The sequence below is a fragment of the Mycolicibacterium vinylchloridicum genome (assembly GCF_013404075.1).
GTDB lineage: Bacteria > Actinomycetota > Actinomycetes > Mycobacteriales > Mycobacteriaceae > Mycobacterium > Mycobacterium vinylchloridicum.
This window is the reverse complement of the sequence record NZ_JACBJQ010000026.1, coordinates 1-21,231: the sequence shown is the minus strand read 5'-3', so window position 1 is coordinate 21,231 and position 21,231 is coordinate 1. Positions and strand designations below refer to the sequence as shown.

Below are 21,231 nucleotides of genomic sequence, written 5' to 3'. Positions count from 1 at the left end.
TTCCTCTAGCGGTGTGCCGGGGTGAGCGGCACGTGGGTGGTGCAGGCGCAGTCGCCGTTGGCGATCGTCGCCAGGCGCTGAACGTGGGTGCCGAGGACCTCCGACATCGCCTGCTGCTCGGCCTCGCAGAGCTCCGGAAACTCCTCGGCGACATGCGAAACCGGGCAGTGGTGCTGGCAGATCTCGATGCCCTGCAGCGGGCCGCGCACCCGCGTCGTCGTCGCCGCATAACCGGCCCTTGTGAACGCATCGGCCACCCGCTCAGCAGTCGATTCAACGTCGTCGGGACCGGCCTTTACTCCCGCCAGGATCGCGTCGATGCGGCGCCGGGCGAACGTCTCGACCGCTTCCTCGCCGCCGATCTCACGAAGCTGGCGGATCGCGGCCGACGCCAGGTCGTCGTAGGTGTGCTCGAGCTTGGCGCGCCCCGCCGAGGTGAGCCGGTAGCGTTTGGCGGGCCTGCCGCGGCCGGCCTGCTGCCACGCCGCGGCGGCGTTGGCTTCGGCATCCCCCGCCTCGATGAGAGCGTCGAGGTGCCGGCGCACGCCCACAGCGGAGATTTCCAGCCGGCGACCGATCTCGGCGGCGGTGATAGACCCCGACTCGACCAGGAGCTGCACAATGGCACCCCGGGTCTGACCGTCGTGGGGGATTTTCACAACACCAGTGTTACGCAATTCCCCGAACAGGTCTAGCAAGGGCACCCTTAGCAGCCAGGAGGTCGAAAGCCCCGGCAGTTAGAGTGCTGTGGTGGCAGCCCGCCAACATTCGTTGAGTTCGTCAATCGCCCGCTTGCACGGCGATGAACGCACGGTCGGCTCGCCGCTGAATGCCGCCGAACTCCGCGCGATGTACCGCACCAGAATGTTCGGTGCGACCGGAACAGTGCTGATGGCGATAGGTGCACTGGGTGCGGGTGCACGTCCGGTCGTGCAGGACCCCACCTTCGGGGTGCGGCTGTTGAACCTGCCGTCGCGCATCCAGACCGTGTCACTGACCATGACGACGACCGGCGCCGTGATGATGGCGCTGGCCTGGCTGATGCTGGGCCGGTTCACCTTGGGCAGGCGCCGGATGTCGCGGAGTCAACTTGATCACACTCTGCTGTTGTGGGTGGTGCCGCTGCTGATCGCACCGCCGATGTACAGCCGGGATGTCTACTCCTATCTGGCGCAGAGCCAGATCGCCCGTAACGGCCTGAACCCGTACCAGGTCGGCCCGGCCCCCGGCCTCGGGCTGGATCACGTGTTCACGATGTCGGTGCCGACGCTGTGGCGCGATACCCCGGCGCCCTACGGGCCGTTATTTCTCTGGGTCGGCCGCGGAATCTCGGCACTGACCGGCGAGAACATCGTCGCTGCCGTCCTCAGTCACCGGGTGGTCGTGCTGCTGGGCGTCGGCATGATCGTGTGGGCCGTCCCGCGGCTGGCCCGGCGCTGTGGCGTCGCCGAAGTCACCGCCCTGTGGCTGGGTGCCGCCAATCCCCTGCTGCTGATGCACCTGGTCGCCGGCATCCACAACGAGGCGCTGATGCTGGGCCTGATGCTGACCGGCACGGAGTTCGCCCTGCGCGGGGTGGACTCCGCCGGGTCGCTGATTCCGCGCCCACTGCACTGGCTGCGCGGGCGAGCCCAGTGGGCGGCCTGGATGCCGCTGACCATGCTGATCACGGGTGCGGTGCTGATCACGTTGTCCTCGCAGGTGAAGCTGCCGGGCCTGCTGGCGCTGGGTTTCGTCGGCATGGCACTGGCCTACCGCTGGGGCGCGACGTTCACGGCGTTCATACAGGCCACTGTGTTGATGACGGCCCTGTCGCTGGTGGTGATGGCGATCATCGGCTGGGCCAGCGGGCTGGGCTTCGGCTGGGTCTTCACCCTCGGCACCGCCAACGTGGTGCGCAGCTGGATGTCGCCGCCGACCCTGCTGGCGCTGGGTACCGGCCAGGTCGGCATTTTGCTCGGGCTGGGCGATCACACCACGGCCGTGCTGTCGCTGACCCGCGCGATCGGCGTGCTGATCATCATGATCACGGTCACCTGGCTGCTTCTCGCGGTGTTCCGGGGCCGGCTGCACCCGGTCGGCGGGCTCGGCGTCGCGCTGGGCGCGACCGTCCTGCTGTTCCCCGTCGTCCAGCCGTGGTACCTGCTGTGGGCGATCATCCCGCTGGCCGCCTGGGCCACCCGGCCGGGCTTCCGCATCGCCACGATCGCGACCAGCCTCGTCGTCGGCATCTTCGGGCCCACCGCCAACGGTGACCGCTTCGCGCTGTTCCAGATCCTCGACGCGACCCTGGCCAGCCTGGTCATCGTGCTGCTGCTGATCGCTGTGACGTTCAATCACCTGCCGTGGCGCACGGTGCCCGGCACCAGCGAGACATTCAGCGGCCAGGAGCCCGACCCACTAGAAGAGCCACCGGCGCCACGTCCGGCGCCCGGCGCTTACGCTGAGTCCCCGTGAGTTCCGGCCACGAAATCCCCGTGCGACTGCGCGGGGTGTCCAAGCGCTACGGCACGACGACGGCCGTGTCGAGCCTCGACCTCGAGGTGCACGCCGCCGAGGTACTGGCGCTGCTCGGCCCCAACGGGGCGGGCAAGACGACGACGGTCGAGATGTGCGAGGGGTTCGTCCGGCCGGACGAGGGCACGATCGAGGTCCTCGGCCTGGACCCGGTGGCCGACAACGCCCGGGTGCGCGAGCGGATCGGCGTCATGTTGCAGGGCGGCGGCGGATATCCGGCCGCCCGCGCCGGCGAGATGCTCAAGCTGGTCGCCTCGTATGCCGCCAATCCGCTGGATCCGGCCTGGCTGCTGGACACCCTCGGGCTCACCGACGCCGCCCGCACCACCTATCGCCGGCTCTCCGGCGGCCAGCAGCAGCGCCTCGCGCTGGCGTGCGCTCTGGTCGGTCGTCCCGAATTGGTCTTCCTCGACGAGCCGACCGCGGGGATGGACGCACACGCGCGCCTGGTGGTGTGGGAACTCATCGAGGCGCTGCGCCGCGACGGCGTGACCGTGGTGCTGACCACACATCAGCTCAACGAGGCCGAGGAGCTCGCCGACCGCATCGTGATCATCGACCACGGCTCGGCCGTCGCCGCCGGGACGCCCGCGGAGTTGATGCAGAACGGCGCGGAAGGCCAGCTGCGGTTCACCGCGCCGCGCCGGCTGGACCTGTCGCTGCTGATCGCCGCGTTACCGGAAGGCTATGTGGCAAAAGAGCATTCGCCTGGCGAGTATCTGGTCGAGGGCACCGTCGATCCGCAGGTTTTGGCGACGGTGACGGCCTGGTGTGCGCGGCTCAACGTGCTGGCCACCGACGTTCGGGTGGAGCAGCGCAGCCTCGAGGACGTGTTCCTGGAGCTGACCGGTAAGGAGTTGCGGTCATGAGCACTGAGCTCTTCCCGCCCGGCACGTTCACCCCCGATCCGCGGCCCAGCACAGTGCAGCGGATGCTGGCCGCCCAGTATGGCCTCGAGCTGAAACTGTTGCTGCGCAACGGCGAACAGCTGCTGCTGACGATGTTCATCCCGATCACCCTGCTGATCGGGCTCACCCTCTTGCCGCTGGGCTCGTTCGGTCCGCAGCGCGTTGCGGTGTTCGTCCCGGCGATCATGGCGCTGGCGGTGATCTCCACCGCGTTCACCGGCCAGGCCATCGCTGTGGCGTTCGACCGCCGCTACGGAGCACTGAAACGCCTTGGCGCCACCGCACTTCCAGTATGGGGCATCATCGCAGGCAAATCGCTTGCCGTGGTGACGGTGGTGTTCCTGCAGGCGCTGCTGCTCGGGAGCATCGGCCTGGCCTTGGGCTGGCGACCGCATCCGGCCGGATTGCTGTTGGGTGCGGCCGTGATCGCTTTGGGGACTGCGGGATTCGCGGCAATGGGCCTACTGCTGGGCGGAACGCTGCGCGCCGAGATCGTGCTGGCCGTGGCCAACCTGCTGTGGTTCATCTTCGCCGGCCTCGGCGCGCTGACCCTGGAGACCGACGCGATCCCGCGCGGCGTCGCCTGGGTGGCCCGGCTGACCCCGTCGGGGGCGCTGACCGAGACGCTGACTCAGGCGATGTCGCTGTCGGTGGACTGGTTCGGCGTCGCGGTGCTGGCGGTGTGGGGTGCGGTGTCGGCGCTCGGCGCGCTGCGCTGGTTCCGTTTCACCTGAGTTGGGGCAACAGGTGCTCGAGCTGGCCGACTTCCTCGATGTTGTGCCGGACCCACGCCTTCAGCATGTCGTCTCCGAAGCGGCGGCCCAGCACCCGGTTCACCGGCGCCAGTAGCGGACTGCGCGCACCCACGTCCATCACGCTGACGTAGTGCGCGCCTTCCGGGCCCGGCGACCAGGTGTGCTCGAGTTGGAAGATCACCGCGCCGGCGAGGCGCTGCACCAGGCGGATGCCGGTGTCGTCGAGCTTCTCGACCCGGTCGACGACGTCGACGTGATACTCCGGGCGCCCGCCGAACCGCTCGACGATACGGAAGCGGGCACCCTCCGCGGCTCCGCCGCCCGGTGCCGGCCGGGCCAGTTCCCAGCGGATGTGATCGAGTGGATGCCACGCCAGGTAGCGGTCGATGACGACGCCGCCGTAGCTCATCGTCCCGCCCAGCTGCGTGAACCAGTCCAGCAGCATCGCCGGGGTGACGCCGGCCAGTGGGCGGTGCACGATCGTGACCCGGCGCCGGTGATGAGGCGCGTGGGCGTATCGAACCGTCGCGGTGTCGACGGTCCGCAGCGGATAGACGACCGGGCGTGCGGCGGGTGTCAACGTGGCCATGTCAGGAATGTATGCTTTCCAAATTAGATACGCAAGCGTTTCTTATGGAGGTGCGATGGGACGCCGGCGCGGCACCGAGCTCGAGGCGGCGATCCACGCCGCGGTGTGGGAACTGCTGATCACCGGCGGCGCGAACGCGGTGACAATGGAGTCCGTAGCGGCCGCCGCGGGCACCAGCAAGCCGGTGCTCTACCGGCGCTGGCCGGACCGCTCCGCGCTGTTGCGGGCCACCTTGCTGCAGACGGCGACGACGGCCATCCCGCACGACGACACCGGCAGCTACCGCACCGACATGCTCGCCATCCTGCGTGGCTGGGCGGCGCTGTTCACCGGCCGGGGTGCGGCCGCGATGCGTGCGATCGTCGCCGCGATGGCGCACGACGACGAGCTGACCGGTGCATTCCGGGACGGGGTCATCGGCTGGCGCAAGGACGAGATGGCGGCACTGCTGGCCCGCGGAATCGCCCGCGGTGACGTCCGCGCCGACGTTCCGGTGGACATCGCCCGCGAGTTGGGCCAGAGCGTGTTGTGGCATCGGCTGCTGATCACCGGGGACCCCATCGACGACGACCTCGTCGCGCGTCTCGTCGACGAGGTTCTGGTTCCCTTCGTCGCGCCAGGCCCTACTACAGGGCGTAGTTAGTCGTCCTCTACGATCGGGCCGTGCCCGTCGGACGGATTTTCCTGCGGCTGGTGGACCTGCTTCCACTGCCAAGCTTGCGCGCCCAGCGCATCATCGCCGCGGCGGTCATCGGAACCCAGGGCGGCATCGCCGTCACCGGCGCGATCGTCCGGGTGACGGCATCCGGGCTGGGGTGCCCGACCTGGCCGCAATGCTTCCCCGGCAGTTTCGTTCCCGTCCCGCACGCCGAAGTGCCCGGCATCCACCAGGCCGTCGAGTTCGGCAACCGGATGATCACCTTCCTGGTCGTCATCACCGCGATCCTGGCCGTGCTGGCCGTGACGCGCGCCCGGCGCCGCCGCGAGGTGCTCGTCTACGCCTGGCTGATGCCGGCCTCGACGGTGCTGCAGGCGGTGCTCGGCGGCATCACCGTGCTGACCGGGCTGGCGTGGTGGACCGTCGCGATTCACCTGCTGGTGTCGATGGCGATGGTGTGGCTGGCCACCCTGCTCTACGTCAAGATCGGCGAGCCCGACGACGGCCTGCCGACCGTCCTGGTGCCCAAACCGCTGCGGCACCTGACCCTGCTCGGCGCGGTCACGCTGACCGCGATACTGATCACCGGCACGCTGGTCACCGGTGCGGGTCCGCATGCCGGCGACAAGAGTCCGCAGCGCACGGTGCCGCGGCTCGAGGTCGAGATCCTCACGCTCGTCCACATGCACTCGACGCTGCTGATCGCCTACCTCGCGCTGTTGGTCGGGCTGGCGGCGGGGCTGCAGGCGGTGTACGCCCCGCGGTTCATCATGCGGCGGCTGGCGGTGCTGGTCGGCCTGGTGGTGGCCCAGGGGCTGATCGGTGCAGTGCAGTTCTTCACCGGGGTGCCTGCCGCACTGGTGGCGTTGCATGTCGCGGGTGCGGCGGCGTCCACCGCGGCCACCGCCGCGCTATGGGCGTCGATGCGACAGCGGACCGAGCCCAAGACGCTCGAGAGCTGACTCGACCTCCAGCGCGAACGTCCGCTGCTGCAGGTCGCGGGTCGTCTCGTCGAGCTGCCGCCAACCCAGGCCCGGCTCGACCAGCTCCAGCTCCAGCAGCACCGGATCGTCCGCGCCGCCAATGAGATCCACTCTGGCATAGAGCAATTCGGACGTATCAATGCCCAGGCGGCCGCACGCAGCCGCCAGCGCGGCCACGCCGACATCCCACATCGTGAAGTCCGGGTCGGCCGGAGTCAGCTGCTCCGCGACATAGGTGCCCGAGTCGTCCAGCAGCGCCTCCTGGCCTTCCGGCGGCAGCATCGGCCCCTTGGTGAAGGCATGTGACTGCCGGCCGCCGAGGAACACCAGGGCGGTCTCCCCCGCTTCGACGCGGGCGTCGTAGGGCTGCACCAGGGCGGTCCGCCCGGAGTCCTGCAGCGCCGCGACGTGGGCGCGGGCGGCGGCATGGTCCACAAACCGTCCGGTGTCGATCGAGCCTGCGCCGATCGCGGGCTTGACGACGAGCTCGCCCTTGGGCAGTTTCACCTTCTCGCCGGGTGAGAAGAAGTACGACGGCAGGCTGGGCACACCCGCGTCGGCGAGGTCCTGCAGGTAGTGCTTGTCGCTGTTCCACGCGACCACCTTCGGGTCGTTCAGCAGGTTGCGCACCCGGGTGGTCCAGGCCAGGAATTCGTCGCGCCGTTCGGCGTAATCCCATGCCGCGCGCAGTATCACCAGGTCGGCGGCTTCCGTCTGCGGGTCGTCCCAGGACAGCCACCGGGCGTGCAGCCCGCGGCGGCGCAGCGCCCCGACCAGGCCGTCGTCGTCGCCGTCACCTTCGACCAGCTGTGGGCACCCGGCCAGCACGATGCTCGGATGGAAGACGTCGGGACGTGCCAGCTTCGGAGGTGGGGTCACAGCGGGGATGATAGTGACATGCACGCAATCGAAGTCGCCGAGACGGGCGGCCCCGAGGTCCTGAACTACGTCGAGAAGCCGAAGCCCGAACCCGGCCCCGCCGAGGTGTTGATCGAGGCGGACGCGATCGGCGTCAACTACATCGACACCTACTTCCGCTCGGGCCTCTATCCGCGGGAGGTGCCCTTCGTGCTGGGCACCGAGGTGTGCGGGATGGTCGTCGCCGTCGGCAACGACGTCGCCGCGATCAAGCCCGGCGACCGGGTGGTGACCGCGCAAGCGGCCGGCGCCTATGCCGACTTCTGCACGGCGCCAGCCGATTTCGTCGCGTACGTGCCCGAGAACGTCGCCTCGGATGCGGTCGCCTCGGCACTGCTCAAGGGCATGACGGCTCACTACCTGATCAAGTCGGTGTATCCGGTGGCTGCCCGGGACTTTCTGCTGGTACACGCCGGGGCGGGCGGTGTCGGTCTGATCCTGACCCAGTGGGCGACGAGCCTGGGCGCTCGGGTGATCACCACGGCGTCCGGGCCGGAGAAGGCGGAGCTGTCACGGCAGGCGGGTGCGATCGAGGTGCTCGACTACCCGGATGATCCAGCCGAATTCGCCACCACGATCCGCGAGCTCACCAACGGTCACGGGGTGGCCGCGGTGTACGACGGTGTCGGTAAGACCACGTTCGACGCCAGCCTGGCCAGCCTGGCGATTCGCGGCACGCTGGCCCTGTTCGGCGCCTCCAGCGGGCCCGTCCCGCCGGTCGACCCGCAACGACTCAACGCCGCGGGATCGGTGTTCCTGACCCGGCCCAACCTCGCGCACTTCACCCGCACCCCGGATGAATTCGCTTGGCGGGCGGGTGAACTCCTCGATGCGATCTCAGACGGTTCGATCACGATCACCGTCGGTGGGCACTATCCGCTGGCCGAGGCCGCCCAGGCGCACCGCGATCTACAGGGCCGCAAGACGACCGGCTCGATCGTGCTGCTGCCCTAGAACAAGGGCAGTGCGAGCACCGAATCGACGGCCAGCGCGACGAACACCACCGCCAGGTAGTTGTTCGAGTGCAGGAACAGCCGCAGCGGCTTGACGGGGTTGCCGCGGCGGACGCCGGCGTGCAGGCGATGCGCCATCACCAGGAACCAGGCTCCGGCCAGCGCCGCCACCGCGGCGTACAGCCAGCCGGCGGCCGGGACCAGCGCCAGAGTGGCCAGCACAGTCAGCCAGGTGTAGATCAGGATCTGCTTGGTGACCTGGAGCTCGGTGGCGACCACGGGCAGCATCGGCACACCGGCGGCCGCGTAGTCGTCCTTGTACTTCATGGCCAGCGCCCAGGTGTGCGGCGGCGTCCAGAAGAAGATGATCGCGAACATCACCAGCGCCTGCCAGCCGATCGTGTCGGTGACCGCCGACCAGCCGATCATCACCGGCATGCACCCGGCCGCCCCGCCCCACACCACGTTCTGCGAGGTGCGGCGCTTGAGCAGCAGCGTGTAGACGAGCACGTAGAAGGCGATGGTGGCACCGGCCAGGTGCGCCGACAGCATGTTCGTCGTCCACCACAGCCAGAAGAACGAGCCCACCGACAGCGCCAGCCCGAACACCAGGGCGTGGCTGCGCGGCACGGTGGCCCGGGCCAGCGGCCGGCGGGCCGTGCGCTTCATCACCTTGTCGATGTCGGCGTCAGCCACACAGTTCAGCGTGTTGGCACCCGCGGCGGCCAGCAGTCCGCCGAACAGGGTGTTGAAGATCAGCGGGAGGTCGACGGTGCCGCGACCGGCCAGCAGCATGGCCGGGATGGTGGTGACGAGCAGTAACTCGATGACGCGCGGCTTGGTCAGTGCCAGGTAGCCCAGTGCCCTGTCGCGGAATCGGATCGGCACCCCGTCAACGAGGTGCACTTCGCGAACTCTCACGCAACCGACTCCTGACAAAACGGCAATGCCGACGATCTACTACAGAGGATGGTAGACGGCGCCGATCGACAAACAGAACTGAAGGGTCGATTCACGGCGATTACATCGTGATGACACAGTTCCAGGTGTAGAGCTTCACCCGCGGGTAACGCTGGTAGCAGCACTATGCAGCAAGGGACCAACCGGCACTAGGGTGAAGAGGACCACCCCAACTTGCCTGCCCCTTTGACGACGCCAGGAGCGAGTTAGTGACAACTGTCGAAGAGATCGCCGCGCTGACCCAGCCGCACCACCCCGAGGACTGGACGGAGGTCGATTCGCGGGCCGTCGACACCGCGCGAGTCCTGGCCGCCGACGCGGTGCAGAAGGTCGGCAACGGGCACCCCGGTACCGCGATGAGCCTGGCGCCCCTGGCCTACACGCTGTTCCAGCGGGTGATGCGGCACGACCCGAGCGACACCCATTGGCTCGGCCGCGACCGGTTCGTCCTGTCCTGCGGGCACAGCAGCCTGACCCTGTACCTGCAGCTGTACCTGGGCGGGTTCGGCTTGGAGCTCTCCGACATCGAGTCGCTGCGCACCTGGGGCTCGAAGACCCCGGGCCACCCGGAGTTCCGGCACACCAAGGGTGTGGAGATCACCACCGGCCCGCTGGGTCAGGGCCTGGCCTCCGCCGTCGGCATGGCGATGGCGGCGCGCTACGAGCGCGGCCTGTTCGACCCCGATGCCCCCGCGGGCACCAGCCCGTTCGACCACTACATCTACGTCATCGCCTCCGACGGCGACATGGAGGAGGGCGTCACCAGCGAGGCGTCGTCGATCGCAGGCACTCAGCAGCTGGGCAACCTGATCGTGTTCTGGGACAACAACGAGATCTCGATCGAGCACAACACCAACATCGCGTTCACCGAGGACACCCCCGCCCGCTACGAGGCCTACGGCTGGCACGTGCAGGTCGTCGAGGGCGGCGAGAACGTCGTCGGGATCCAGAAGGCGATCGAGGAAGCCAAGAAGGTCACCGACAAGCCGTCGTTCATCGCGGTGCGCACGATCATCGGCTACCCGGCGCCGACGAAGATGAACACCGGCGGCGTGCACGGCTCGGCGCTGGGTGACGACGAGGTGGCCGCCACCAAGAAGGTCCTCGGCTTCGATCCCGACAAGAAGTTCGACGTCAGCGACGAGGTCATCGAGCACACCCGCAAGCTCGTCGACCGCGGCCGCGAGGCGCACGAGAAGTGGCAGGGCGAGTTCGACGCCTGGGCGCAGCGCGAACCCGAGCGCAAGGCGCTGCTGGACCGGCTGCTCGCCCAGGAGCTGCCGGATGGCTGGGACGCCGATATCACCTACTGGGAGCCCGGTTCCAAGCCGCTGGCCACCCGGGCCGCGTTCGGCAAGGTGCTCAACGACGTCGCCCCCAAACTGCCCGAGCTGTGGGGCGGCTCGGCCGACCTGGCCGGCAGCAACAACACCACCATCAACGGTGTGAAATCCTTTGGTCCGCCGTCGATCTCGACAGAGGACTACACCGCCGACTGGTACGGCCGGGTGCTGCACTTCGGTATCCGCGAGCACGCGATGGGCTCGATCCTGTCCGGCATCGTGCTGCACGGTCCGACCCGCGCCTTCGGCGGCACCTTCCTGCAGTTCTCGGACTACATGCGCCCGGCGGTGCGACTGGCGTCGCTGATGGACATCGACCCCATCTACATCTGGACCCACGACTCGATCGGCCTCGGCGAGGACGGGCCGACACATCAGCCCATCGAGCATCTGGCCGCGCTGCGCGCGATCCCCAGGCTGTCAGTCGTGCGTCCGGGCGATCCGAACGAGACCGCCTACGCCTGGCGCAGCATCATTGCGCGCGGAAACACCAGCGGCCCGGTCGGTTTCATCCTGACCCGGCAGGGCATCCCGGTGCTGGAGGGCACCAGCTCCGAAGGCGTTGCCAGGGGCGGCTACGTGCTCGGCGGCGGCAACCCGGCTGACGACGCCGACGTCATCATCATCGGTACCGGCTCCGAACTGCAGCTGGCCGTCGAAGCCCAGAAGCTGTTGGCGGACAAGGACATCAGGGCCTACGTGGTCTCGATGCCGTGTGTCGAATGGTTCGAGTCGCAGCCGCAGGAATACCGCGACAGCGTGCTGCCGCCGGACGTGTCGGCCCGCGTTGCCGTGGAGGCCGGGGTGGCGCAGAGTTGGTACAAGATCGTCGGCGACACCGGCGAGATCGTCTCGATCGAGCACTACGGCGAGTCCGCCGACGACAAGACCCTGTTCCGCGAATTCGGGTTCACCGCCGAAAACGTTGCGGCCGCCGCGGAACGGGCAATCGACAACTGATCACCCATAATCAAACGAGAGGCAACCGTCATGGCGCAGAATCCCAACCTCGCGGCGCTGTCCGCCGCCGGCGTGTCCGTCTGGCTCGATGACCTGTCCCGGACCCGGCTGAAGACCGGCAACCTGCAGGAGCTGATCGACACCCGCAGCGTGGTCGGCGTGACCACCAACCCGTCGATCTTCCAGGCCGCGCTCTCCCACGGAGACGCTTACGACGCACAGGTTTCCGAGCTCGCCGAGCGCGGCGCCGACGTCGACGCCACCATCCGCACCGTCACCACCGACGACGTCCGGGCGGCCTGCGACGTGCTCCGTCCGCAGTGGGAGTCCTCCGACGGTATCGACGGACGCGTCTCGATCGAGGTCGACCCGCGGCTGGCCCACGAGACCGACAAGACCGTCCTGCAGGCCATCGAACTGTGGAAGATCGTCGACCGGCCGAACCTGCTGATCAAGATCCCCGCCACCAAGGCCGGCCTGCCCGCGATCACCGCGGTTCTGGCCGAAGGTATTTCGGTCAACGTGACGCTGATCTTCTCGGTGGAGCGCCACCGCGCGGTGATGGACGCCTACCTCGCCGGGCTGGAGGCAGCCCAGCAAGCCGGTCATGATCTGTCCAAGATCCACTCGGTCGCTTCGTTTTTCGTGTCCCGGGTGGACACCGAGATCGACAAGCGACTCGAGGCGATCGGGTCCGGCGAGGCGCTCGCGCTGCGCGGGCAGGCCGGCGTCGCCAACGCCCGGCTGGCCTACGCCGCCTACGAAGAGGTGTTCGTCGGCGGTGAGCGTTTCGACGCGCTGGCCGGCGCAGGCGCGCGAGTGCAGCGGCCGCTGTGGGCGTCCACCGGCGTCAAGAACCCGGACTACTCCGACACCCTCTACGTCACCGAGCTGGTCGCCCCGAACACGGTGAACACCATGCCGGAAAAGACGATTGACGCGGTGGCCGATCACGGCGTGGTCACCGGCGACACGATCACCGGCACGGCAGCCGCCGCCCAGGAGGTGTTCGACAAGCTCGAGGCCGTCGGCATCGATCTGACCGACGTGTTCCTGGTCCTGGAGGACGAGGGCGTGGACAAGTTCGAGAAGTCGTGGCAGGAACTCCTCGACGCCACCCAGGAACAGCTCGACGCCGCAGCCAAATGACCGACCGTCCCGTTCCCGGGGTGCTGGCGCCCGCCCCCGACACGTGGCACAACCCGTTGCGCGACAAGCGGGACAAGCGGATGCCGAGGATCGCCGGGCCGTGCGGCGTGGTGATCTTCGGCGTGACGGGCGACCTCGCCCGGAAAAAGCTGATGCCGGCGATTTACGACCTGGCCAATCGCGGTCTGTTGCCGCCGTCGTTCTCCCTCGTCGGTTTCGCCCGACGGGATTGGAAGGACGAGGATTTCGGCGCCATCGTCCACGACGCGGTGTGCCAGCACGCTCGTACGCCGTTTCGCCAGGAGGTGTGGGACCGGCTGGCCGAGGGGTTCCGCTTCGTCCAAGGCTCATTCGACGACGAGGCCTCGTTCCACCGGCTGGCCGAGACGCTCGAGAAGCTTGATGTGGAACGGGGCACCGGCGGCAATCACGCCTTCTACCTGTCGATTCCGCCCAACGCCTTCCCGGTGGTGTGCGAGCAGCTGAAGAAGTCCGGACTGGCCCGTCAGCACGAAGGTCGCTGGAGCCGGGTGGTCATCGAGAAGCCGTTCGGCCACGATCTGCCGAGCGCCATCGACCTCAACAAGGTGGTCAACAGCGTCTTCCCGGAGGAGTCGGTCTTTCGCATCGACCACTACCTCGGCAAGGAGACCGTGCAGAACATCCTCGCGCTGCGCTTCGCCAATGAGCTGTTCGAGCCGATCTGGAATAATCACTACGTCGACAGCGTGCAGATCACGATGGCCGAGGACATCGGGCTCGGTGGGCGCGGCGGCTACTACGACGGCATCGGCGCGGCGCGTGATGTGATCCAGAACCACCTGATCCAGCTGCTGGCGCTGACCGCGATGGAGGAACCGGTCAGCTTCCATCCGCACGAGGTCACGGCCGAGAAGATCAAGGTGCTGTCGGCGACGTCGCTGGCGAAGCCGCTGGATCTGACGTCGTCGCGCGGGCAGTACACCTCGGGCTGGCAGGGCGGCGAGAAGGTCGTCGGACTGCTCGACGAGGAGGGGTTCTCCAAGGACTCCACCACCGAGACGTTCGCCGCGATCACGCTGGAGGTCGATACCCGCCGGTGGGCCGGTGTGCCGTTCTACCTACGGACCGGAAAGCGGTTGGGCCGCAGGGTCACCGAGGTGGCGCTGGTGTTCAAGCGGGCGCCGCATCTGCCGTTCGACGCGACGATGACCGAGGAGCTGGGTAAGAACGCCCTGGTGATCCGGGTCCAGCCCGACGAGGGCATCACGCTGCGGTTCGGGTCGAAGGTGCCGGGCAGCGCGATGGAAGTCCGCGACGTGAACATGGACTTCTCCTACGGCTCGGCCTTCGCCGAGGACTCGCCCGAAGCCTACGAGCGCCTCATCCTCGACGTGCTGCTCGGCGAACCTTCGCTGTTCCCGGTCAATGCCGAGGTCGAATTGTCTTGGGAGATCCTGGATCCGGTGCTGGATTACTGGGCAGCGCATGGCAAGCCCGATCCCTACGAGTCGGGCACGTGGGGGCCTGACTCGGCGTTCGAGATGCTGGCGCGTTCCGGCCGTGAATGGAGGCGTCCCTAGAATGATTGTCGACCTGCCTGACACCACCACCAACGCGCTCAACAAGAGGATCACCTCGCTGCGCGAGGAGGGCGGGGCGATCACCCTGGGCCGGGTGCTGACGCTGGTGATCGCACCTGACACCGAGGATCTGGTCGAGGACTCCATCGAGGCCGCGGTGGCGGCGAGCCGGGAACATCCCTGTCGCATCATCGTCGTGGTGCCCCAAGACCGGCTCGCCACCGACGCTCGCCTTGACGGCCAGCTTCGGGTGGGCGGCGACGCCGGGGCCGGCGAGGTGGTGGTCCTGCGAATCTCCGGGCCACTGTCCAACCATGCCAACAGTGTGGTGTTGCCGTTCCTGTTGCCCGACACCCCGGTGGTGGCGTGGTGGCCGGGTACCGCTCCGGCGATTCCCGCCGAGGATCCCTTGGGCCGCTTGGCTATTCGACGGATCACCGATGCGACGGCGGCGGAAGACCCACTGGCGTCGATCAAGAGCCGGCTTCAGGGATACACCGGCGGTGACACCGACCTCGCCTGGAGCCGGATCACCTATTGGCGCGCGCTGTTGGCCTCGGCGGTGGATCAGGCCCCGTACGAACCGATCACATCGGTGTTGGTGTCTGGGCTGAAAACCGAACCGGCCCTGGATATCTTGGCGGGCTGGCTGGCCAGCCGCATCGATGGCACCGTGAAGCGGGCCGTCGGCGATCTCAAGGTCGAACTGGTACGGCCGTCGGAGACCGTGACGTTGAGTCGTCCGCAGGAGGGCATCACCGCCACCCTGACCCGCACTGACAAGCCCGAGGCGCTGCTTCCGCTGCCGCGCCGGGAGACCAAGGAGTGCCTGGCCGAGGATCTCCGCCGCCTCGATGCCGACGAGATCTATCACGAGGCGCTGGCGGGTATCGACAAGGTGCAGTACGTATGACCAGGATCATCGAGACCTACCCCGATACCGAAGCACTGGTGAGCGCGGTCGGCGACCGGCTCGTCGAGGCGATCACGTCCGCGATCGCGGCGCGAGGGCAGGCATTCATCGTATTGACCGGCGGCGGAACGGGTATCGGACTGCTCAAGCACGTCGGTGCACACGGTGCGGCGATCGACTGGTCCAAGGTGCACATCTTCTGGGGGGACGATCGGTTCGTGCCCGCCGACGACGCGGAGCGCAACGACAAGCAGGCCCGCGAGGCGCTGCTCGATCACATCGACATCCCGGCGGCCAACGTGCACCCGATGGCCGCCAGCGACGGTGAGTTCGGCGACGATATCGACGCGGCAGCACGGGCCTACGAGGAGGTGCTGCCGCCGGCGTTCGACGTGCACCTGCTCGGGATGGGCGGCGAGGGCCACATCAACTCACTGTTCCCGCACACCCCGGCCGTCGCGGAGACCACGCGGCTGGTGGTCGCCGTCGAGGACTCCCCCAAGCCGCCTCCCCGGAGGATCACGCTGACGCTGCCCGCTGTGACCCGCTCACGCGAAGTGTGGCTGGTCGTGTCCGGTGCGGCCAAAGCCGACGCCGTCGCCGAGGCGATCGGCGGCGCAAGCGCGGACGACGTTCCCGCCGCGGGCGCGGTGGGCCGCCAGGCCACGGTTTGGCTTCTGGACACCGAGGCAGCGAGCAAGCTGCAAGACTGAGCTGATGGTTGACACCCCGCCACCACCCCGCACTGGTCGCGACCGGATCAAGACCTTGGCGCAGGCCGCGCTCAACGCCGATGTCACCGTGGATCAGCTCGACACCATCCTGACTCAGATGAGTGGGGCCCTCACCGACCTCAACAAGACGATGAGCGGGATGAACGGCACCCTCGAGTACTTCGAGGAGACCCTGGGTGTGTTCAACTCCACGCTGACCCGCATCGACGAACTCGCACCGCGGCTCAACGCTGTCGTCGAGCGGATGGAAGGGATCGTCGACCGCATCGAACGCATCGTCGGCGTCGGCGAAGCGGTGATAGCACCGCTGGCCGCCACCGAATCCGCGGTTCGCGGGGCGATCAACGCAGTGCGACGCGCGGGCCGATAGCGGCTGGCGATGGACCTGCAGATCAAGGCCCGGACCCATTGGCTGTTGGGATACGGACTTGCGCGCGGGGTGCTCAAGCGGCTCGCCCGTCGCGGTGATCCGTTTGCCCGGCTTCTCGTCGACAGCAGCCGGCCGGAGGACGCCTACCGCCTCGCCGAGCAGATCCGCGGGCGGGGCCGGATATCCGCGGGATTCAGTAACACGTGGGTGACCGCCGACGCGCAGATTGTCCGAGATGTGTTGCGCGACGACAGGTTCCGAACCATCAAGCCCGCCGACCGGTCTCCGTTTCGTATCATTCGGTGGCTGGTCGCACGAACCGACCCCGACATGATGAACCCGGTGGAGCCACCGTCGCTTCTGGTGGTGGATCCGCCCGAACATGCGCGGCTGCGCCGTCTGGTCTCGCGAGCTTTCACGCCGCGCGCGATCGACGGATTGCACCAGCGCATCGTGGACATCACCAATACCGCGCTCGACGACCTCGACGGGCAGACGCAATGCGATCTGATCACCGCGTATGCCGCCCGAATCCCGATCGAAGTCATCGCCGAGATGCTGGCAGTTCCCCGGGAGGAGATACCGCTGCTCCATGCGTTCGCCGACCCGGCCGCCAAACTGCTGACCACCACAGTGCCCGCATGGGACGACTTCCGGACCGCCGCCACCGCATTGCGCGAATTCGAAATCTATATCGCCGCCCACATCGAGCGGCTCCGGCGTAGCGGTGCCGACAACAGCATTCTGTCCGCCGTGCTCCAAGACGATGACCTGACCGTCGACGAGGTCAGGATGTTCACCGGCTTGATTCTCGGTGCCGGATTCATCACCACCACCCATGCATTCGGCAATGCGGTGGTCGCGCTGCTCGCCCACCCCGACCAGCTCGCCCGTCTGCGGGCCCAGCCCGAAGGCTGGCCCAACGCCGTCGAAGAGACGCTGCGCTATGACTCGGTGGCTCAGATCGGGGTGCGGGTGGCGACCGAGGCCGTGCAGATCGACGGCAGCACCGTCGCAGAAGGTGAGGCGCTGTTCGTCCTGATCGCTGGAGCCAACCGTGATCCGGCCCTCTTCGAGCGGCCGGACGAGTTCGACAGCGCCCGGCCCAACACCCGCGAACACCTGAGCTTCAGCTCAGGAATCCACGTCTGTTTGGGCGCGTCGCTCGCGCGCCTGGAATTGAACATCGGCCTGGAAGCGCTGTTTCGGCGATTTCCCGCGCTGGCCCTGGCCGGCACACCAACGCTCAACGGAAGCACTTTGCTCCGCGGGTTCAAGCACCTGCCGGTCGCCCTCGGAGCAGCGGCGGCGGGAGCCGGCTGACCCTCACCACCAGCCGTCGTCGGGATCGGCGACCGACCAGTCGGCCAGCACCGGTGGGGCGACCAGCGGCAACGGGCCGATCAGTTCAGCGGTGTTCTCCAGCGAGCATTCTGGTTGCGTCATAACGGTTTCGACGTCGGCGGGTGCTCGGTGGTTCCCTATCGGGTGAGCCGGAATTTCAATCTCGCCGGGTCGACCACCGTGCCCGCGCCGACATCGTCCGCGAGCGTCACCGCCGCCTCGATCAGGCCCGCGGTGTCGACGCCGTAGGGCACGGTGGTGACGTCGGCGAGCAAGGCCGATGCGCGCCGCAGCAGCGCAGCCCCGCCCTTGTAGTTGCCGCGTTGTACGTGCGTGATACCGACCGCGAACTGGGCCAGCCCCTGCCACAGTGCCCGCTCCTCGTGCGGGCCGTTCTTCCACGCCGCCTCGAAGACCTCGTGGGCGTTGAAGGCCAGACCGCGGTTCAGCAGATCCTGTGCATAGTCCAGGGTTTCAGCCGGCGGCAGCTCGAGGTCGTCGGGAATGCGGGGCACGCCCTCGGCGCCGGGCGGCAACGGCCGCCCGAGCGTGTCGCGGGCCCTGGCATTGCGGGGCCGGCCAGTGTCGTCACGGTCACGATTCACCGTTGTCCCCGGCTAGCCGCTATTGCGTAACGCTGAGGCCAGCCCGCTCATCGTCAGCAGGATGCCGCGCTGCACCAACTCGTCGTCGTCCCCGGATCGGTAGCGTCGCAACAGCTCCACTTGAAGGTGGTTGAGCGGTTCCAGGTACGGGAAACGGTTGAACACCGAGCGGGCCAGCGCCGGGTTATCGGCCAGCAGATCCTCCTGTCCGGTGATCAGCTTGTGCATGCGGATCGTGCGGTCGTGTTCGGCGACGATCTTGCCGAACACCCGCTGTCGCAGTTCCTCGTCACCGACCAGCTCGGAATACCGTGCGGCCAGACCCATATCGGACTTGGCCAGCACCTGCGCCATGTTCGACAGGACCGTCGCGAAGAACGGCCACTTCACATAGAGGTCCTGTAGCACCTCGAGGCGCCCGTCACCGTCGGCGATCCACTCCTCGAACGCGGTGCCGGTTCCGTACCAGCCCGGCAGCATGACACGCGACTGGCTCCAGGCCAACACCCAAGGGATGGCCCGCAGATCCGCAATCGACGTTGTCGGTTTACGCGACGTCGGACGGCTGCCGATATTGAGTGAGCCGATTTCGCTCACCGGCGTCGACGCCTTGAAGTATTCGACGAAACCCGGTGTGTCGTGGACCAATTCGGCGTACGCGCGCTGGGCACGCGCGGCGAGGTCGTCCAGCACCTGATAGGCGCTTTGGGCGAGCCCTCCTAACCCTTCGATATCGAGCAGCGTCGACTCCAGCGTGGCGGCCAGCAGTGTCTCCAGGTTCCGATGCGCAATGCGGGGTTCGGCGTATTTGGCCGCGATGATCTCGCCCTGCTCGGTCAGGCGCAGCGATCCATTCACCGCTCCCGGCGGCTGCGCCAGAATCGCGTCGTAGCTCGGACCACCACCGCGCCCGACGGTTCCGCCGCGGCCATGGAACAGCCGCAACCGGATACCGGTCTTGCGGGCCGACTCCACCAGATCCAGTTCGGCCCGGTACAGCGCCCAGTTCGCGGCGAGATACCCACCGTCCTTGTTGGAGTCCGAGTAGCCGAGCATCACCTCCTGGCTCTCCCCGCGGGCGTGCACCATCGCGCGGTACAGCGGAAGGTCGAGCACCGATTCCAGGATGGCCGACCCGCGCTGCAAGTCGTCTATCGTCTCGAAGAGCGGCACAATCCCGACCGGCGCATACGGATGGTCACCCGAAACATCAAGCAGCCCAGCTTCTTTCAGAAGTATCGCGGCCTCCAGCATGTCCGATACCGACTGACACATCGAGATGATGTAGTTCGGCACCGCCGCCGGGCCGAACACCGCGACCGCGCGGGCGGCGGCGAACACGATGTCGAGTTCCTTGCGGGCCAACTCCGAAAGCTCGGAGTCGTCGCGAACCAGCGGGCGTCGGGTGGCCAGCTCCGCCGCCAGCACCTCGACGCGTTCCGGTTCAGAAAGCGACCCATAGTCGGGATGCACCCCGGCCCAGGACAACAGCTCGGCAACGACCTCCTCGTGCACCTCGGAGTTCTGCCGCATGTCCAGGCCGGACAGGTGAAACCCGAAGACATCCACCGCCTCTCGCAGCCTGGCCAGCCGATCGTCGGCCAGCAACGCGCTACCGTTGGCCCGCAGCGAGGCGTCGATGACGTCGAGGTCGGCCCGCACCTCCGCAGGCGTGTGGTACGGGTCCATCCCGAGATCCAGCGTGTGCGGCGGCGTGCGGTCCAGAATGGCCTGACCGGTGGCGGTCAGCCTGGCATGCACGACGCGCAGCGCCCGTCGGTAGGGCTCGTCCAGCCGGGCCGGCTCGTTGCAGGCACCGGCGAGCGCGTCCAGATCTTCGGTGGTTCTCACCAGCCGCGCCGACATCGACAGTTCCTGCTCGAGACACGTCAGTTCGGCGAAGTAGTGCCCCAGCGCGGTGTAGGCGGCGCTGCCGGTGGCCAGCCGCACCACATCGGCGGTGACGTTGGGGTTCCCGTCGCGGTCCCCGCCGATCCACGAGCCAGGGCGCAGGATCGGCTCGGCCAGCAGCTCGGTATCGGGCCAGCGGGTCCGCAGCGCGTCACGCACCTCGGCGTTCACCTTCGGGATCACCTCGAAGAACGCCGCCGGGTAATACCGCAGGCCGACTTCGATCTCGTCCTGAATCTTCAACCGGGACAGCCGGATCAGCGCGGTCTGCCACAGTGTCAGGATCTGCCTGCGCAACTCGGTCTCGACCGGCCGGCCGTCCTCGGTTTCGTCCTGCCCGTGCAGCCGAACCCGCATCAGCTGGGTGATTCGGTGCTGGGTATCGAACACGGTGCGGCGACGAGTCTCGGTCGGATGTGCGGTGATCACCGGCGACACCAGCGCCCCGCGGAGCGCGTCGGCCACGGTGCCGGCGTTCAGGCGCGCGGCGTCCAGTTTCTCGTAGGTGGCAGCGAGAGTGCTGTTCTGCGGCGGCTCCCCCGCCGCGACGTGGATGGCCCGGCGACGCTCGCGATGGATGTCCTCGGCGACATTGGCCAGCAGTGCGAAATGGCTGAAGGCGCGGATCACCGGAATCGCCCGGTGGATGTCGATGCCGTCGAAAAGCTGGGCGAGTTCGGACCGGTCGATCTCGGATCTGCGGACCCGGAACGATTCGACGCGGGCACGTTCGACGAGGTCGAACACCTCCTCGCCGTTCTGTTCGCGTACGGTGTCGCCGAGGATCGTCCCGAGCAGCCGGATATCCTCGCGCATCGGCTCGGTGGCCTCCCGTCCCACCTTCGTCCGGGTGACCGCGCCGATCGGTTCCAGGGATTCGGGGACTTCAGCCATCCCTCAAGTATCGGGGTGCCGGCTATCCGGCGCAGGGCGTGAGTTTGTCCACAGTCCCGACTTCATCCACAGGCTGGGCCTGTTGCCTCATGTCAAGATGCGCGCGTAGGAGGTTTGACTGCCTCGCGTATGAGTGCGCGTGTGTTGACGCTGTCTCCCGGTTTGCTGGTGGTCAAGATGAGGAGCTGGTTGGTCAATGCGTGAA

19 protein-coding genes are annotated in these 21,231 nt (G+C 67.8%); 13 read left to right on the top strand and 6 right to left on the bottom strand.

Annotated elements, in window-relative coordinates; genetic code table 11:
• Positions 1–5 precede the first annotated feature (5 nt).
• Positions 6–737, bottom strand: a complete 732-nt coding sequence (locus HPC46_RS20845; protein ID WP_407665541.1) for a helix-turn-helix transcriptional regulator — start codon at positions 735–737, stop codon at positions 6–8.
• 13 nt (positions 738–750) lie between these two features.
• Between HPC46_RS20845 and mptB the strand changes: the two genes are divergently transcribed.
• Genes mptB through HPC46_RS20830 form a run of 3 tightly spaced genes read left to right on the top strand, consistent with a single transcriptional unit; the run spans position 751 to position 4,159 of the window.
• On the top strand, positions 751–2,457 hold the full coding sequence (mptB, locus tag HPC46_RS20840; protein WP_179473411.1) for a polyprenol phosphomannose-dependent alpha 1,6 mannosyltransferase MptB: 1,707 nt from the start codon (positions 751–753) through the stop codon (positions 2,455–2,457).
• Between the two features lie 20 nt (positions 2,458–2,477).
• Positions 2,478–3,386, top strand: coding sequence for an ABC transporter ATP-binding protein (locus HPC46_RS20835; RefSeq protein ID WP_179473522.1), 909 nt, complete (start codon positions 2,478–2,480; stop codon positions 3,384–3,386).
• Positions 3,383–4,159 carry an ABC transporter permease gene (locus HPC46_RS20830; RefSeq protein WP_179473409.1) on the top strand — a complete coding sequence of 259 codons (777 nt, stop codon included), beginning with the start codon at positions 3,383–3,385 and terminating at the stop codon, positions 4,157–4,159. Before HPC46_RS20835 ends, HPC46_RS20830 begins: the two co-directional genes overlap by 4 nt.
• Here HPC46_RS20830 and HPC46_RS20825 read toward each other — a convergent pair.
• Complete coding sequence (locus HPC46_RS20825) at positions 4,152–4,769, bottom strand: hypothetical protein (protein ID WP_233716540.1); 618 nt, start codon at positions 4,767–4,769, stop codon at positions 4,152–4,154. The genes HPC46_RS20830 and HPC46_RS20825 overlap by 8 nt on opposite strands.
• 55 nt (positions 4,770–4,824) lie before the next feature.
• Here HPC46_RS20825 and HPC46_RS20820 point away from each other — a divergent pair, with 55 nt between their 5' ends.
• Both HPC46_RS20820 and HPC46_RS20815 read left to right on the top strand, forming a co-directional pair.
• Complete coding sequence (locus HPC46_RS20820; RefSeq protein WP_179473407.1) at positions 4,825–5,412, top strand: TetR/AcrR family transcriptional regulator; 588 nt, start codon at positions 4,825–4,827, stop codon at positions 5,410–5,412.
• Between the two features lie 20 nt (positions 5,413–5,432).
• Positions 5,433–6,389 carry a COX15/CtaA family protein gene (locus HPC46_RS20815; RefSeq protein ID WP_179473405.1) on the top strand — a complete coding sequence of 319 codons (957 nt, stop codon included), beginning with the start codon at positions 5,433–5,435 and terminating at the stop codon, positions 6,387–6,389.
• Here HPC46_RS20815 and HPC46_RS20810 read toward each other — a convergent pair.
• Entirely contained in the window at positions 6,339–7,289 is a 951-nt protein-coding gene (locus HPC46_RS20810; protein WP_179473403.1) for an ATP-grasp domain-containing protein, read from the bottom strand. The genes HPC46_RS20815 and HPC46_RS20810 overlap by 51 nt on opposite strands.
• 18 nt (positions 7,290–7,307) lie before the next feature.
• Here HPC46_RS20810 and HPC46_RS20805 point away from each other — a divergent pair, with 18 nt between their 5' ends.
• The gene (locus HPC46_RS20805; protein ID WP_179473401.1) at positions 7,308–8,282 is read left to right on the top strand and encodes a quinone oxidoreductase family protein; all 975 of its coding nucleotides are present in this window, start codon (positions 7,308–7,310) and stop codon (positions 8,280–8,282) included.
• Here the strand turns inward: HPC46_RS20805 and HPC46_RS20800 are convergent.
• Positions 8,279–9,202 carry a heme o synthase gene (locus HPC46_RS20800; RefSeq protein ID WP_179473399.1) on the bottom strand — a complete coding sequence of 308 codons (924 nt, stop codon included), beginning with the start codon at positions 9,200–9,202 and terminating at the stop codon, positions 8,279–8,281. The genes HPC46_RS20805 and HPC46_RS20800 overlap by 4 nt on opposite strands.
• A gap of 248 nt (positions 9,203–9,450) precedes the next feature.
• On the opposite strand from HPC46_RS20800, the gene tkt reads away from it, so the two are divergent.
• Genes tkt through HPC46_RS20765 form a run of 7 tightly spaced genes read left to right on the top strand, consistent with a single transcriptional unit; the run spans position 9,451 to position 17,595 of the window.
• Entirely contained in the window at positions 9,451–11,544 is a 2,094-nt protein-coding gene (tkt, locus tag HPC46_RS20795; RefSeq protein WP_179473397.1) for a transketolase, read from the top strand.
• A 30-nt stretch (positions 11,545–11,574) separates the two neighbouring features.
• Positions 11,575–12,693 carry a transaldolase gene (gene tal, locus HPC46_RS20790; RefSeq protein ID WP_179473395.1) on the top strand — a complete coding sequence of 373 codons (1,119 nt, stop codon included), beginning with the start codon at positions 11,575–11,577 and terminating at the stop codon, positions 12,691–12,693.
• Entirely contained in the window at positions 12,690–14,255 is a 1,566-nt protein-coding gene (gene zwf, locus HPC46_RS20785; protein WP_179473393.1) for a glucose-6-phosphate dehydrogenase, read from the top strand. The genes tal and zwf overlap by 4 nt, the downstream gene beginning before the upstream one ends.
• 1 nt (position 14,256) lies before the next feature.
• Positions 14,257–15,168: a glucose-6-phosphate dehydrogenase assembly protein OpcA gene (gene opcA / locus HPC46_RS20780; RefSeq protein ID WP_179473391.1), complete on the top strand. Its 912-nt coding sequence runs from the start codon at positions 14,257–14,259 to the stop codon at positions 15,166–15,168.
• Positions 15,165–15,881 (top strand): 6-phosphogluconolactonase, encoded by a 717-nt coding sequence (gene pgl / locus HPC46_RS20775; protein ID WP_179473389.1) that lies wholly within the window; start codon positions 15,165–15,167, stop codon positions 15,879–15,881. The genes opcA and pgl overlap by 4 nt, the downstream gene beginning before the upstream one ends.
• Before the next feature lie 4 nt (positions 15,882–15,885).
• Positions 15,886–16,272: an ATPase gene (locus HPC46_RS20770; RefSeq protein WP_179473387.1), complete on the top strand. Its 387-nt coding sequence runs from the start codon at positions 15,886–15,888 to the stop codon at positions 16,270–16,272.
• A gap of 9 nt (positions 16,273–16,281) precedes the next feature.
• The gene (locus HPC46_RS20765; RefSeq protein ID WP_179473385.1) at positions 16,282–17,595 is read left to right on the top strand and encodes a cytochrome P450; all 1,314 of its coding nucleotides are present in this window, start codon (positions 16,282–16,284) and stop codon (positions 17,593–17,595) included.
• A 158-nt stretch (positions 17,596–17,753) separates the two neighbouring features.
• Here HPC46_RS20765 and HPC46_RS20760 read toward each other — a convergent pair whose 3' ends face one another.
• Positions 17,754–18,221, bottom strand: a complete 468-nt coding sequence (locus HPC46_RS20760) for a DUF309 domain-containing protein (protein WP_179473383.1) — start codon at positions 18,219–18,221, stop codon at positions 17,754–17,756.
• A 12-nt stretch (positions 18,222–18,233) separates the two neighbouring features.
• Positions 18,234–21,026 (bottom strand): phosphoenolpyruvate carboxylase, encoded by a 2,793-nt coding sequence (ppc, locus tag HPC46_RS20755; protein WP_179473381.1) that lies wholly within the window; start codon positions 21,024–21,026, stop codon positions 18,234–18,236.
• Positions 21,027–21,231 lie beyond the last annotated feature (205 nt).

Excerpts from the sequence above, each read along its gene's own strand:
- HPC46_RS20830 (WP_179473409.1), top strand. The coding sequence starts at position 3,383 with ATGAGCACTGAGCTCTTCCCGCCCGGCACGTTCACCCCCGATCCGCGG.
- HPC46_RS20825 (WP_233716540.1), bottom strand. The coding sequence starts at position 4,769 with ATGGCCACGTTGACACCCGCCGCACGCCCGGTCGTCTATCCGCTGCGG.
- HPC46_RS20820 (WP_179473407.1), top strand. The coding sequence starts at position 4,825 with ATGGGACGCCGGCGCGGCACCGAGCTCGAGGCGGCGATCCACGCCGCG.
- HPC46_RS20805 (WP_179473401.1), top strand. The coding sequence starts at position 7,308 with ATGCACGCAATCGAAGTCGCCGAGACGGGCGGCCCCGAGGTCCTGAAC.
- tal (WP_179473395.1), top strand. The coding sequence starts at position 11,575 with ATGGCGCAGAATCCCAACCTCGCGGCGCTGTCCGCCGCCGGCGTGTCC.
- zwf (WP_179473393.1), top strand. The coding sequence starts at position 12,690 with ATGACCGACCGTCCCGTTCCCGGGGTGCTGGCGCCCGCCCCCGACACG.
- opcA (WP_179473391.1), top strand. The coding sequence starts at position 14,257 with ATGATTGTCGACCTGCCTGACACCACCACCAACGCGCTCAACAAGAGG.
- pgl (WP_179473389.1), top strand. The coding sequence starts at position 15,165 with ATGACCAGGATCATCGAGACCTACCCCGATACCGAAGCACTGGTGAGC.
- HPC46_RS20770 (WP_179473387.1), top strand. The coding sequence starts at position 15,886 with ATGGTTGACACCCCGCCACCACCCCGCACTGGTCGCGACCGGATCAAG.
- HPC46_RS20765 (WP_179473385.1), top strand. The coding sequence starts at position 16,282 with ATGGACCTGCAGATCAAGGCCCGGACCCATTGGCTGTTGGGATACGGA.
- ppc (WP_179473381.1), bottom strand. The coding sequence starts at position 21,026 with ATGGCTGAAGTCCCCGAATCCCTGGAACCGATCGGCGCGGTCACCCGG.